Source organism: Bacillus sp. FSL W8-0223, from assembly GCF_038006805.1.
In the GTDB taxonomy this organism is placed as follows: domain Bacteria; phylum Bacillota; class Bacilli; order Bacillales; family DSM-4216; genus Bacillus_O; species Bacillus_O smithii.
This window is the reverse complement of sequence record NZ_JBBOVX010000001.1, coordinates 911,309-923,619: the sequence shown is the minus strand read 5'-3', so window position 1 is coordinate 923,619 and position 12,311 is coordinate 911,309. Positions and strand designations below refer to the sequence as shown.

At 38.4% G+C, this 12,311-nt stretch carries 11 protein-coding genes; 8 read left to right on the top strand and 3 right to left on the bottom strand.

Translation table 11 applies throughout. From position 1 onward, the window contains the following. Window positions 1-128: 128 nt before the first annotated feature. A complete protein-coding gene (locus tag NST81_RS04680) occupies window positions 129-1,550 on the bottom strand; it encodes a SpoVR family protein (RefSeq protein ID WP_328203187.1) in 1,422 nt (473 codons plus the stop codon). Window positions 1,551-1,919: 369 nt separating this feature from the next. On the opposite strand from NST81_RS04680, the gene NST81_RS04675 reads away from it, so the two are divergent. From NST81_RS04675 to NST81_RS04660, 4 genes are all read left to right on the top strand, one after another. Then, entirely contained in the window at window positions 1,920-2,168 is a 249-nt protein-coding gene (locus tag NST81_RS04675; RefSeq protein ID WP_328203186.1) for a YhdB family protein, read from the top strand. Between the two features lie 432 nt (window positions 2,169-2,600). Next, window positions 2,601-3,029 carry a disulfide oxidoreductase gene (locus tag NST81_RS04670; RefSeq protein WP_003353225.1) on the top strand — a complete coding sequence of 143 codons (429 nt, stop codon included), beginning with the start codon at window positions 2,601-2,603 and terminating at the stop codon, window positions 3,027-3,029. Further along, complete coding sequence (locus NST81_RS04665; protein WP_328203182.1) at window positions 3,026-3,496, top strand: thioredoxin family protein; 471 nt, start codon at window positions 3,026-3,028, stop codon at window positions 3,494-3,496. Before NST81_RS04670 ends, NST81_RS04665 begins: the two co-directional genes overlap by 4 nt. A gap of 83 nt (window positions 3,497-3,579) precedes the next feature. Then, on the top strand, window positions 3,580-4,488 hold the full coding sequence (locus NST81_RS04660) for an RluA family pseudouridine synthase (RefSeq protein WP_048622790.1): 909 nt from the start codon (window positions 3,580-3,582) through the stop codon (window positions 4,486-4,488). Window positions 4,489-4,519: 31 nt separating this feature from the next. Here the strand turns inward: NST81_RS04660 and NST81_RS04655 are convergent, their stop codons facing one another. Next, window positions 4,520-5,353, bottom strand: coding sequence for an aldo/keto reductase (locus NST81_RS04655; RefSeq protein WP_048622789.1), 834 nt, complete (start codon window positions 5,351-5,353; stop codon window positions 4,520-4,522). A gap of 195 nt (window positions 5,354-5,548) precedes the next feature. Between NST81_RS04655 and NST81_RS04650 the strand changes: the two genes are divergently transcribed. The 4 genes from NST81_RS04650 (at window position 5,549) to NST81_RS04635 (ending at window position 10,770) form a co-directional block, all read left to right on the top strand. Then, entirely contained in the window at window positions 5,549-6,166 is a 618-nt protein-coding gene (locus NST81_RS04650; RefSeq protein ID WP_003353229.1) for a DUF47 domain-containing protein, read from the top strand. A gap of 16 nt (window positions 6,167-6,182) precedes the next feature. Further along, complete coding sequence (locus NST81_RS04645; RefSeq protein ID WP_328203180.1) at window positions 6,183-7,181, top strand: inorganic phosphate transporter; 999 nt, start codon at window positions 6,183-6,185, stop codon at window positions 7,179-7,181. Between the two features lie 518 nt (window positions 7,182-7,699). Next, window positions 7,700-9,001 carry an NCS2 family permease gene (locus NST81_RS04640; protein WP_328204039.1) on the top strand — a complete coding sequence of 434 codons (1,302 nt, stop codon included), beginning with the start codon at window positions 7,700-7,702 and terminating at the stop codon, window positions 8,999-9,001. Between the two features lie 374 nt (window positions 9,002-9,375). After that, entirely contained in the window at window positions 9,376-10,770 is a 1,395-nt protein-coding gene (locus tag NST81_RS04635; RefSeq protein ID WP_328204042.1) for a peptide MFS transporter, read from the top strand. Between the two features lie 674 nt (window positions 10,771-11,444). On the opposite strand, the gene NST81_RS04630 is transcribed toward NST81_RS04635, so the two are convergent. Beyond that, window positions 11,445-12,305: a DUF421 domain-containing protein gene (locus NST81_RS04630; RefSeq protein ID WP_048622784.1), complete on the bottom strand. Its 861-nt coding sequence runs from the start codon at window positions 12,303-12,305 to the stop codon at window positions 11,445-11,447. Between the last annotated feature and the right edge of the window lie 6 nt (window positions 12,306-12,311).

The following is a 12,311-nucleotide window of genomic DNA, read 5'->3' as shown; positions in this document are numbered from 1 at the left end:
AATTTCACAGTAAAAAAGGTATAACGCCAATCAACACACGTCATACCATTTAAGTTGCACAAATTCTTTATTTTTAATCTATCTTGTTAACCTCTTTTATACTTTAAAGCATCAAGGGGGTCAGGCCCCTATAAATATTTTCTTTGAATGCTTCGGCCGTTGTAGGTAAACAGCATGGCCCGTTCTTCGACGACTGTTTCCATGTGAACGGGGCGGCCCCATAATTGATAAATATAAGGAAGCACTTTTTCTAAATAATTCAAGTCAAGTTCAATCCCTTCATACCAGTGCTTTAAATACAATTCCCCATTTTTTAAATAGTCGCCATCGTTGACGGTTATATAGGGAAATCCGCCATTTACCCGCATATTCACCAGCTGATCGCGAACATTTTTCCACTCTTTATCCACAATCTTGTAATCATGGCCTTGTTTTTGGAAAAGAAACATGTCTTCGCGCATCACCAAATCCTTTGTTAAGTAATTGCGCAAAAATGAAATATCCGATTCAATTTCTCGAACTTCAAATATCTTATCCCGGCCGGAACCAGGAACAACCCCGTGTTTTTTCATTTCATCACTAGGATGGTTCCAACGTTCTTCAATGTCTTCAAAAATCTTCAAACCGAGGTAATACGGATTAATGCTTGTTCGAGATGGCTGAACGACACTGGCATTTAATTTGGCAAATTCAATGGCTTCATCTGAAGTTAAATCTAATTCCCGGATAATTCGTTGATGCCAATACGAAGCCCAACCTTCGTTCATAATCTTCGTTTCCAGCTGCGGCCAAAAATATAGCATTTCTTCTCTGATCATCGTCATAATATCTCGCTGCCATTCTGTTAATTCCCGGCTGTACTGTTCAATAAACAACACTAAATCCTTTTCAGGTTGAGGAGGAAATTTTTTCTTCTTTTTTCCGCCATCTTTCCTTACCGGCTTTTTCTCATCCAGCGACCATAAGTCATCGTATGGAGAGGCCGGTTTTGAATCTTCTTCCTCCTCCCACTCCTCTAAATCTTCTATACTCCACGCCAGTTGAGGTCTCATGAGAGACGGATCAATATGTTCTTCTATCGCCAAAACGGCATCAATAAATCTCTCCACTTCCTTTTTTCCGTACTGAATTTCATAATGACGGATCCTCTCTGCGGTCGCCGCCATACTTTCGACCATATCTCGATTGGTGTTTTGAAAACGAACATTGTTTTTGAAAAAATCGCAGTGTGCCAATACATGGGCAACGATTAATTTATTTTGGATAAGAGAATTGGTATCAAGCAAAAACGCGTAACAAGGATTGGAATTGATGACAAGCTCATAAATTTTGCTTAAACCTAAATCATAATGAAGCTTCATTTTAAAAAATTGCTTTCCAAAACTCCAATGAGAAAATCTAGTCGGCATCCCATATGCACCAAATGTATAAATAATTTCAGCAGGGCAGATCTCGTACCTCATCGGGTAAAAGTCCAGTCCAAAACCGCTGGCGATTTCCGTAATTTCCTCGATGGCGTATTCCAACTGTTTTTGTTCATTTTCCAGCATTCGCTTTCCCCCCTTTGTTCTTATAACAATTTATGAGAACAAAGGAGGTTTGATGAAAATAGAATAAGAAAGTGGCGAAGCCAGCCATTTACGTCCATTCCAATTTCATCTTGAATCGCTGCCTTCACGCCTTTTCCAAAAAACAAAATGTGAAGGGCGCAAAAGGTGAAGCGAATCAATTTGAACAGCTCATGTAAATGAGACAGCAGCAATGTCACTTCTTTTGATCGTCGCCATAAAAAAGCATCTAGTCAACAAAAGCCGATTGCATATCCAATTTGTTTTACAGACCGACCAACATTTGCTTTGTGGATGTTGACGAAAATCACATACACTAATAACAACTCCTATACAAGGAGGGAAAGCCGCTTGGACAAAGTCGATTACGATCGTGCTTTATTCTATATCCACCGGTCAGAATGGGATAATTTGCTAATTTTAATGGTGCGCACAAAAGACCATTTTTTAGCTAAAAAAATTGAACATTTCTTGCATGCGAATTACTTTTCCCATGATTATTTTGTGATAGAGCGTCGTTTATATGCATTGCTTCACTATATTGAGCATGCGAACAACACGTATAGCGTCACACATCCCTTTGAAGAAGCATTTTTTTAGTCCTGAGAATTCCACCAAACCAAAGGCTTGCCTCTTAAAGGTAAGCCTTTCTGTCATCCATTTTCTTACATATATTTTTATTTTGCTCATTCAGCCATATAGGATTATATTCTTGAGTTGTCGGCCGTTTCCATTTCCTTCACAGCTCTATCTTTTCCAAATTGGCAACAAAAATATTGCAGGTTTGGAAATTGGTCCTTGCTTTTCCTCATTATTTTTAAGAACCTATTGCTCCCGTTTTACAGTCCTTTGGTATGAACAAGAAAATCTTTTGAAAGAAAACTACAGCGCAAGCAATCCAATACTTTTCAACTATTTCCTGTTATAAAAAAGTGAACATGCGGTTACTTTTGATTATTTTATGTTTTGTACGTTTTCTTTTTCTTCAATCAATACTATAATTTTGAGAAGAGCTTATCTGAGGAGGATATTATGAAAAATTTGAAAGAAAATCTATTATTTCTCGCTTGGGGAGCTTCTGTCATCGCGATGATGGGAAGTTTATACTTTTCTGAAATCAGGGGTTATGAACCATGCGAACTTTGCTGGTATCAAAGAATTTGTATGTATCCGCTCACTGTATTTTTAGGGATGGCCGTTGTAAGAAAAGATTATCGTATGGCAATCTATTCTTCTGTCTTATCTGCCATTGGCGGGTCCATTTCTTTATACCATTATTCTTTACAAAAAATATCATTTTTCTCCGATCATGCACCTGCTTGCGGGCGAATCCCCTGCACGGCGGAATACATAAATTGGTTTGGGTTTATCACCATTCCTTTTTTGGCGCTTGTAGCCTTTATCATTATTTTTGTTTCAAGCGTCATTGTATATAAAAAATGGAAGGAGGAAGTACATTGAAAAAGGTAATCATATTTCTGACTATTGTGATCGTGTTATTTGCGGCCATCTTTTTTATCACCAAATATCAGCAAAATGAAGAAGCCAAAAACAATCCATATGGCAAGACCGATCTCCATCCTGAAACCATTGACCAATTGCATGACCCGAATTATCAAAATTTGATTTTGCCTGATGAACTGAAAAAGAAACTGGATCAAAAAGAAAGTTTGGTCGTTTACTTTTACAGTCCAACATGCCCTCATTGCAAAAAAACGACGCCGATTTTAATGCCTTTAGCAAAAGACATGAACGTACACGTTTATCAATATAATTTGCTCGAATTTGATCAAGGATGGGATGACTATCACATTCAATATACCCCAACCATTGTGTACTATGAAAAAGGAAAAGAAAAATCTCGTCTTGTCGGAGAACAACCAAAAGAAAAATTACGGAGCTTTTTAGAACAAACAATCAAAAAATAAAATTCACGATCCCTAGGTTTTATCCTAGGGATTATTGAATCATTAAGGGCGGTAATTCACACCAGAAAGGACGATCCCATAGAATGAAAACAATCAGAAAAGGGGAAATTGGAGAAATCACCATCCCTAAAAGCTTCTCCGGTCTTACAATTGCTGAATTTTTACAGCAAAAATGGAAAATACCCAAAAAATTGCTTCATGAATGGCGTATGAACCAATCCATTTCTTTAAATGGAAAACCTGTATCACTGTCCGTGGTACTACAAGAAAAAGACCGCATTCAGCTGCCTTTATTTAATCAAAGCCCCTTGCCCGTTCCCCCTTCCTTTCAGCCCATTGAAGTTCTAATGGAGGATGATCATCTCATCATTGTGAATAAACCAGCCGGGATCACCACTCATCCCAATTCACCTGAAGATGCTGATACGTTGTTACATATGGTGGCAGGGCACTTGTGCGTGAACGGAGATATAGGGTTTGTACGACATGTGCACCGATTGGACAAAGATACAACCGGAGCTATTTTATTTGCAAAACATCCTCTCAGCTATTCGACTTTATCTTATTTGCTCGAAAAAAAAGAAATCAAGCGGACATATGTGGCCATCGTTCACGGAATTCTTTTTCAAACGAAGGGGACGATCAACAAGCCGATCGGAAAGGATCGCCATCACCCAACACGAAGAAGGATTTCCCCATCCGGCCAGTCAGCGATTACTCATTATGAAGTTTTGGAAGTCGATCGAAAACAAAAATTAACCTTGATCCGATGCCGGCTTGAAACAGGCAGAACTCATCAAATCAGAGTTCATTTCAGTTCCATTGGACATCCGCTTGCCGGCGATATTCTCTACGGCGGTAAACCGGTCTTCCATCGGCCTGCTTTGCACTCGGAAAAAATGGAATTTATTCATCCTTTTACAGACGAAGCCATTCAATGTCATGCATCTCCGTTGGATAACGTGTTTGACGGTTTTCCAATCATCGAATAAAGAGAGTCGATTTCCGACTCTCTTTTTCACTTTAAAAATCAAAATTGTCAGGATCAGCCCCGTAGCGATGATTTTTATTCAAGCTGTTAATCTGCGCCATTTCCTCTTGGGAAAGTTGAAAATCAAATAACTCAGCGTTTTCTTTAATTCGTTTCGGATGCACTGATTTTGGAATAATCACCACTTCGTTTTGCAGATGCCAGCGCAGAATCACTTGAGCTTCCGTTTTCCCATGATTTTTCGCTATTTCTTTAAGGATCGGTTCTTGATCAAGTATCCGTGCTCTAGCTAACGGAGACCAAGCTTCCACTGCGATTTCATGATCACGGCAGAATGTACGCAAAGGTTCCTGGCTCAAATGTGGGTGGAGCTCCACTTGGTTGACCACCGGTTTTTCTTGGCTGTTCGCCATTAAATCTTCAAGATGATGGATTTGGAAATTGCTGACACCGATTGCCTTTACAACTCCTTCATTATATAAACGTTCCATTGCTCTCCATGTTTCTAAATATTTTTCTTTTACCGGCCAATGGATTAAGTAAAGATCCAAATAATCCATATCTAATTCTTTTAAAGAACGCTCAAATGCCTTTAACGTTGAATCATATCCTTGGTCGCTGTTCCATACTTTTGAAGTAATAAATATTTCTTCCCGAGATAGACCGGATTCTTTCACTGCTTTTCCAACAGCATCCTCATTTTGATAAAAAGCTGCCGTATCGATCATTCGATATCCATAATCAAGCGCTGCTTTGACAGCGTTTATCGTTTCGTCTTTGTCAGTCATCTTATATACGCCAAGACCAACATAAGGCATTTTTACTCCATTATGTAATGTCACATGATCCTGTAAACTGCTTACCATATAGAACCCCCACTTTCATTTTTTACTTTATTTTAACACAGGTGCCTGACCCCCTTGGTACTTTAAAGTAGAAAAGGGGTCAGGCACCTTAAAAATATTTTCGAACAAGTTTCGACATTAACTTTTCTCTTTCTCCTTTTTAAGCTAAAATAATGCATGTTCAGTACTTTTTTAATCTATAGGAGGTTCCCAACAATGTTTAAAGGTAAAAAAGACAAGTTTAATGTACTTTTGGCCAATATTTCAAGCAATTTGCTGGAAAGTGCCAATTATTTTGCAGACTATAAATTGAATAATGAACAAGATTTGAAAGCTTTTTCGGAAGAGATGAAAAGATTTGAAACGAAAGGTGATACATTTGTTCATCAAGTGATTACCGAATTAAACCACGTATTCATCACTCCAATTGAGAGAGAAGATATTTTAGCTCTTGCGATGACTATGGATGACGTTCTTGACGGCTACGAAGAAACCGCCGGACTTTTTGAAATGTATTCCATTACTCATTTTGATGAATATATGATGAAATTTATAGACGCTCTTCGCAATTGTGCAGTTGAAATCGATAAAGCGGTCGGCCTCCTTTCTACTAAAACTTTGCCGGAAATCCGCCAACACGCCATTAAAATCAAAGAATATGAAACATTTTGCGACGGTATTTGGCGAAAATCCACCAAAAACTTATTCGATGTTGAAAAAGACCCCATTAAACTGATTAAATTAAAAGATATTTACCAAGGGTTTGAAAATATTGCTGACCATTGCCAAAACGTTGCCAATACTCTTGAACAAATCATAATGAAAAATGCATAAGGAGCGTTTCAATTAAATGGACTATATATTAGTTACAACAATCTTGATTGTCATTGCTTCATTATTATTCGATTTTATCAATGGTTTTCATGATACGGCAAATGCCATTGCAACCTCAGTCTCTACAAAAGCGTTGAAGCCACGTCAAGCTATTTTTTTAGCGGCTATCATGAACTTCTTGGGAGCGATGACTTTTACCGGTGTCGCTCAAACTATCACAAAAGATATTGTTGACCCCTTTACATTGAATAACGGATCTGTTGTCATTATTTCAGCTTTATTCGCTGCTATTTTATGGAATTTGATTACTTGGTATTTTGGAATCCCTAGCAGCTCCTCCCATGCTATTATTGGTGCTGTTGCAGGTGCAGCCATTGCGGCATCGGGTTTTACAGCCATAAAATATTCGGGATTTTTAAAAATACTTCAAGCCTTAATCTTCTCGCCAATCATTGCATTTACTGTGGGTTATATCATTTACAGCATTTTCAAAGTGATTTTCAAAGAAAATAATTTAGCGAAAACGAATAAACGATTTCGTCTCATTCAAGTGGTAACTGCGGCGATTCAAGCCTATACACATGGTACCAATGATGCCCAGAAAGCAATGGGGATCATCACTATGGCTTTAATCACGAACCATTACCACACTACAACCGATATTCCCCTTTGGGTACAGATCAGCTGTGCAGCCGCAATGGGGCTTGGAACATCCATCGGCGGTTGGAAGATCATCAAAACCGTCGGCGGAAAAATAATGAAAATTAAGCCGGTCAACGGTGTAGCTGCTGATCTAAGTTCTGCGCTGATTATTTTCGGGGCAACTTATATACACTTACCCGTCAGCACCACACATGTTATTTCCTCTTCTATTTTGGGAGTAGGGTCTGCTCATAGAATTCGCGGAGTAAAATGGGATACGGCCCAAAGAATGGTCATTACTTGGGTGATTACATTGCCCGTTTCAGCTGCCCTTGCCGCCATCATTTTCTTTATTTTAAATTCGTTTTTTTAACATAACCTTAAAAACCTCTCTCTTTTTTAGGTGAACGCCGAAGAAAGGGAGAGGTTTTGGCCTTTCAAAGAATCTTCCTAATATGTTTGAAATTCGTTTTCAAACCTGCCTTTCTTAAGTCTCCCAAACAGTTAAGAAAACACGTATCTTCGCAAAATGGTAATCAACAAAAGAAACGCTATGATCATCATGATCATGACAAGCACCTTTTCGGCTTTATCTCCCGGCATATTCAAACACCTCTTTTATTTTTTATGATATCCAATGTCCGTACACTTTTTTCAATAGGAAATCTCAATCGTTTTCGTTTAAAAGTTTTTTCAAATAATAGAGTTTGGATCGCAACAAAAGCAAAAAACTATATCGATAAAAAATTTTTCAAGGTTTTCCTATTGCTTTACCCAATAAAAACGAATATTATAATATTTGTGTGTTTAAATTGTTCGTATTTAATCCTGATCATTGGAAGGACTACGAACAGATGGATGAAAGTATACTAATTGGAGGATTTCACAACGATGTTTCAACTAAAAGAAAACGGCACAGACGTTAAAACAGAAGTAATCTCAGGACTTACGACATTTTTAACGATGGTCTATATCGTGGTCGTGAATCCTGTCATTCTTCATAATGCCGGCGTGCCTTTTAATCAAGTTTTTATTGCTACCATTATTGCCGTCATTGTCGGTACTTTATGGATGGGGCTCATGGCCAATTATCCTATTGCAGTCGCTCCTGGAATGGGGTTAAATGCTTATTTTGCGTATTCTGTCGTTGGCTCTCATCATGATATTACTTACATGACCGCTTTTTCGGCAGTATTTGTTTCTGGAATTTTATTTGTCATTTTATCATTAACCTCATTCCGTGAAAAATTGATTGAAATGATTCCTGATAACTTGAAACATGGAATAACAGCAGGCATCGGACTATTTATCGCTTTTCTGGGTTTACGGATGACGGGAATCATTGCGGATAATAAAGAAAATTTAGTAGGCTTAGGCGATCTTCACAGCCCTTCATCGCTCTTGGCTCTTTTCGGTTTAGCCGTCACCATTATGTTAATGGTGTTGAATGTGCGTGGCGCTTTGTTTATCGGAATGATTCTCACCGGAATCGTTGCTTATTTTACCGGTCAGCTAAATTTTCATGAAGGAATCGTTTCCATGCCATCGTTTCCCGAAAAGCTTGCCATCGGTAATCCGATCGCTGCCTTTGGTGATGTGGTCCATTACAGCTTGTATTCCGTTGTATTTTCATTTCTGCTTGTGACCATTTTTGACACAACGGGAACCATTATAGGAGTCGCACATCAAGCCGGATTAATGAAGGGACATACCTTGCCGCGCGCCAGACAAGCATTATTGTCTGATTCCATCGCAACGACTGTTGGGGCCGTGTTCGGCACCAGCCCTTCTAGCACTTATATCGAATCATCGACAGGCGTTGCAGCTGGAGGAAGAACGGGTTTAACATCAGTTGTTACCGCCGTTTTGTTTGCGATTGCAGCATTTTTTGGTCCATTAGTAAGCGCCGTTTCCGAAATTTCCGCTATTACTGCACCGGCTTTAATCATTGTAGGCAGCCTGATGATGAAAAATATATCTAAAATCAATTGGAACGAACTGGATGAAGCATTTCCGGCCTTTTTCATTATTTTAAGCATGCCCCTTACATCCAGTATTTCAACGGGAATTGCTTTCGGATTTATCTCTTATCCTTTGTTAAAAGTCATTCAAGGAAAATGGCGCGCCGTACATCCTTTGATGTACTTGTTTGCCGTATTATTTTTCTGTCAGCTGGCATTTACATCCCATTAAGTCCTTTCTTGAAAAAATCGCATGACATAGGATTTCCCACGATCCCCTCTCCATTTTCGGGAAGGGGATCTATTGCCTTCACAAACTATACCCGTTAAGAAAATATAAACAACAAACCTCTGTTTCTTTTCTATCAGAAAATAAAAAGAATAATAAAAATAGTTTTACTTTTATTTTCTTTTTCCATATCTGTCCATGTAAAATTATTGAAAACATTGATTTTACGCAATTCTTCCAATTTTTATCTTAATTTTCCTATTTTTTTATTGATTTATAAAATTATTTCTTTTTCTACATATATTGATTATTAAATATTATTAAATTAATATATTGCACATAGTTTAGACAATTTAAATATTTATAGGAGGACGTCTATGGGAACCATAGTACAACAACAAGATTATAACATTCCTGAGCCAAAGAAAAAGTCGAAACATCCCCCTGGATTGTATTTGCTATTCATGACGGAAATGTGGGAACGCTTCAGCTATTATGGAATGAGAGCCATCCTTGTTTTATATTTAACTGCATCTGTTGCAGCCGGCGGTTTAGGGATGAAAGAACAATCGGCCATGCTCATCTATGGTTTCTTTACTGGGGCCGTCTATTTTATGCCGTTGCTCGGTGGATATTTATCAGACCGTTTTCTAGGTCGAAGGCTGGCCGTTACAATTGGTGGACTGACAATGGCGCTTGGGAATTTGGCCTTATTTGCCCATCAAAACCACACCTTTCTTTATACAGGTTTAGCCCTTCTAATTATAGGAAATGGCTTCTTCAAACCGAATATTTCTACTATTGTCGGTGACCTCTACTCTGAAAACGATCCCCGCCGTGATGCTGCGTTTACCATTTTTTATATGGGTATTAATGTTGGGGCCTTCTTCTCCCCGCTCATTGTTGGTTATGTGTCAGAAGATTTGTTTGCTAAAACGATGAATGGTTTTATCCAATACGGTTATAAGTATGGATTCCTTGTATCGGCCATTGGGATGATCATTGGACAAATTATCTTCAATGCGCTTGGCAATCGATTTTTAGGCGATATCGGTAAAAAACCGACTGGTAAGCCGAAAAAGAGCAATAAAGGAATCAAACAATCTCAACCGCTTACGAAGAAAGATAAAGAAAGAACAGCGGTGATCTTTATCCTTGCTGCGTTTGTCGTTTTCTTCTGGGCAGGATTTGAACAAGCCGGAAGTTCTATGACACTGTACACTCAAAAATTTATTGATCGGGAAATATTCAGATGGACGATTCCTGTATCTTGGTTTCAATCTGTAAATCCTCTGTTTATCGTCCTTTTAGCTCCAGTTGTTTCTGCCTTTTGGATGAAGTTAAACAAATCCAAACGCGGCGATTGGAAGATCCCGACGAAAATGGCGGTCGGCATGATGCTGCTTGGATTGGGATTTTTTGTGCTTGTCTTAGCCGTGATGAAAACGGGCAGCGATCCGAATAATATTCAACATAAAGCCAATTTGTTATTTATTGTGTTTACTTACTTATTCCATACGGTTGGCGAACTGTTCCTATCACCAGTTGGTCTCTCAGTCGTGAGCCGAATCGCTCCGGTCAAACTGGCTTCCTTATTGATGGGGGTTTGGCTCTCTGCCAGCGGATTTGCTAACATTTTAGCTGGAAAACTCGCCACTTATACAGACTCTCTAGGGTACTTGGAAGTATTTAGTCTTATCGGAGGAATTGCTATTCTACTAGGATTAGTCTTACTGACATTGTCTAATAAGTTGACGAAAATGATGGATTAACGAATCGAACGTTTCATCAGAAAATAAAAAACGTATGTAAACAAAACCGCCGGCTGATCGCTTGGCGGTTTTGTTTTTTAGGAAAACACATCTGAGATCGTCGACTGGACAAAAAGATGAATGTCTATTTTTTCTCTCTCTTTATAAAGTTTGCTTACACCTTTAAATATAATGAGAAAACTTCCTTAGTATTCAAATGTTAAATAAAATGATCCGTTTCAAAAAAGAAATTGTCGTGAACATAAAAAATGACAAAAACCATATCAATCATACTGACTTTCAAAAAACGAGATGACGATGATACGGAGGTCGTAGTGTTTATTGGAGATACCCGTCTTTGCCAGGCTAATGTAGTTCTCTAAAATTGTAGATGTTTTGTATCCTTTTGTGAATGGAGGCTTGCTTTAAATAATACATCGTATAGAAAATCCTGTATTTCAAAAAGTTGATGGAATCATTTCTGTGTCAGAGTATTCTTGTTGTGGCAAGATGGTTTTCTTACGGATGATCCTGATCAAGATAAAAAGTCCTTCTTCGGTATTTACTGAAATTCACCATCCAGCGGTCGTTATCAGCTCTTCCAGGCTTCTTGCTGTATTCATCGATATTTTTTTCTTTATCCATAAGACATAGGATTGAATCAGCCAAAATAAACGATTCTTCATGCACACGTTCTAATTTCTTAATATAGGGGATACTTTCTCAATCGCTTTTTGCAATTTTTCGCTATTTTTCCTGTATAGTTCCTTAGCTTCTTTATTTTCGGTTCCAAGGGCAAATGACTCTAAATCGGCCTGGCATTTTTTCATAGTGGCGAGAATCAATGGTCTTTCTTGCGGAGATGGAACTTTAAGCTTATCATCATAAAGATCGACCGTTAATTCGCCATAGGAATTGACCTGTCCAAGAAAAACATTATCGATAGTCACTCCCAGTTTTTCCAGTTCCGTGATTAGCCATCTCCTGCTTCGGCCAATCGTGGTGAGCGGCTCATCCAGTATTTTTCCGTCCATAATAACCGTCTGAGGCTCCTTCACCGTAACAACCGACATATTCAAATCTTTTGCCGTCAAAGGTTGATTTTCTTTCTTCAATAAGACAGATAAGTCTCCCGTTGGCTCTAAAACGGCAAATTCCACATCTGACACCTGAAAAACGTTTTTCTTTCTAAGCAATTCCAACAACTCATCTGTCGAGTATCTTTCCTTTTTTAAATTGTCTTCCATGATTTTTCCATCTTTGATAAAAATCGTCCCTTTTCCTTCAATAAAGCCGCGGAAACCTTTGCTCTTTAACGATAACAGGCCCGCCAAAAAGGGGATAGCCGCACAAGTGATGATCGCTATGATCCCTAATGAGATTTTTTGCTCAAGTCCAGTCACAACCTCTGCTCCTATACTCCCGATGGTGATACCATTTACATATTCAAAAAAAGAAAGTTGAGATATTTGTTTTTTCCCCAGCCATTTTGTGATTAAAAAAAGAATAATCATAAACAATATGGACCGTATCACAACATCTAACCAATTGGGCACAACGCA

What these genes read in the sequence shown, in the direction of transcription:
- NST81_RS04680 (WP_328203187.1), bottom strand. Translation starts at nt 1,550, where the DNA reads ATGCTGGAAAATGAACAAAAACAGTTGGAATACGCCATCGAGGAAATT.
- NST81_RS04670 (WP_003353225.1), top strand. Translation starts at nt 2,601, where the DNA reads ATGAAAAATTTGAAAGAAAATCTATTATTTCTCGCTTGGGGAGCTTCT.
- NST81_RS04660 (WP_048622790.1), top strand. Translation starts at nt 3,580, where the DNA reads ATGAAAACAATCAGAAAAGGGGAAATTGGAGAAATCACCATCCCTAAA.
- NST81_RS04655 (WP_048622789.1), bottom strand. Translation starts at nt 5,353, where the DNA reads ATGGTAAGCAGTTTACAGGATCATGTGACATTACATAATGGAGTAAAA.
- NST81_RS04650 (WP_003353229.1), top strand. Translation starts at nt 5,549, where the DNA reads ATGTTTAAAGGTAAAAAAGACAAGTTTAATGTACTTTTGGCCAATATT.
- NST81_RS04645 (WP_328203180.1), top strand. Translation starts at nt 6,183, where the DNA reads ATGGACTATATATTAGTTACAACAATCTTGATTGTCATTGCTTCATTA.
- NST81_RS04640 (WP_328204039.1), top strand. Translation starts at nt 7,700, where the DNA reads ATGTTTCAACTAAAAGAAAACGGCACAGACGTTAAAACAGAAGTAATC.
- NST81_RS04635 (WP_328204042.1), top strand. Translation starts at nt 9,376, where the DNA reads ATGGGAACCATAGTACAACAACAAGATTATAACATTCCTGAGCCAAAG.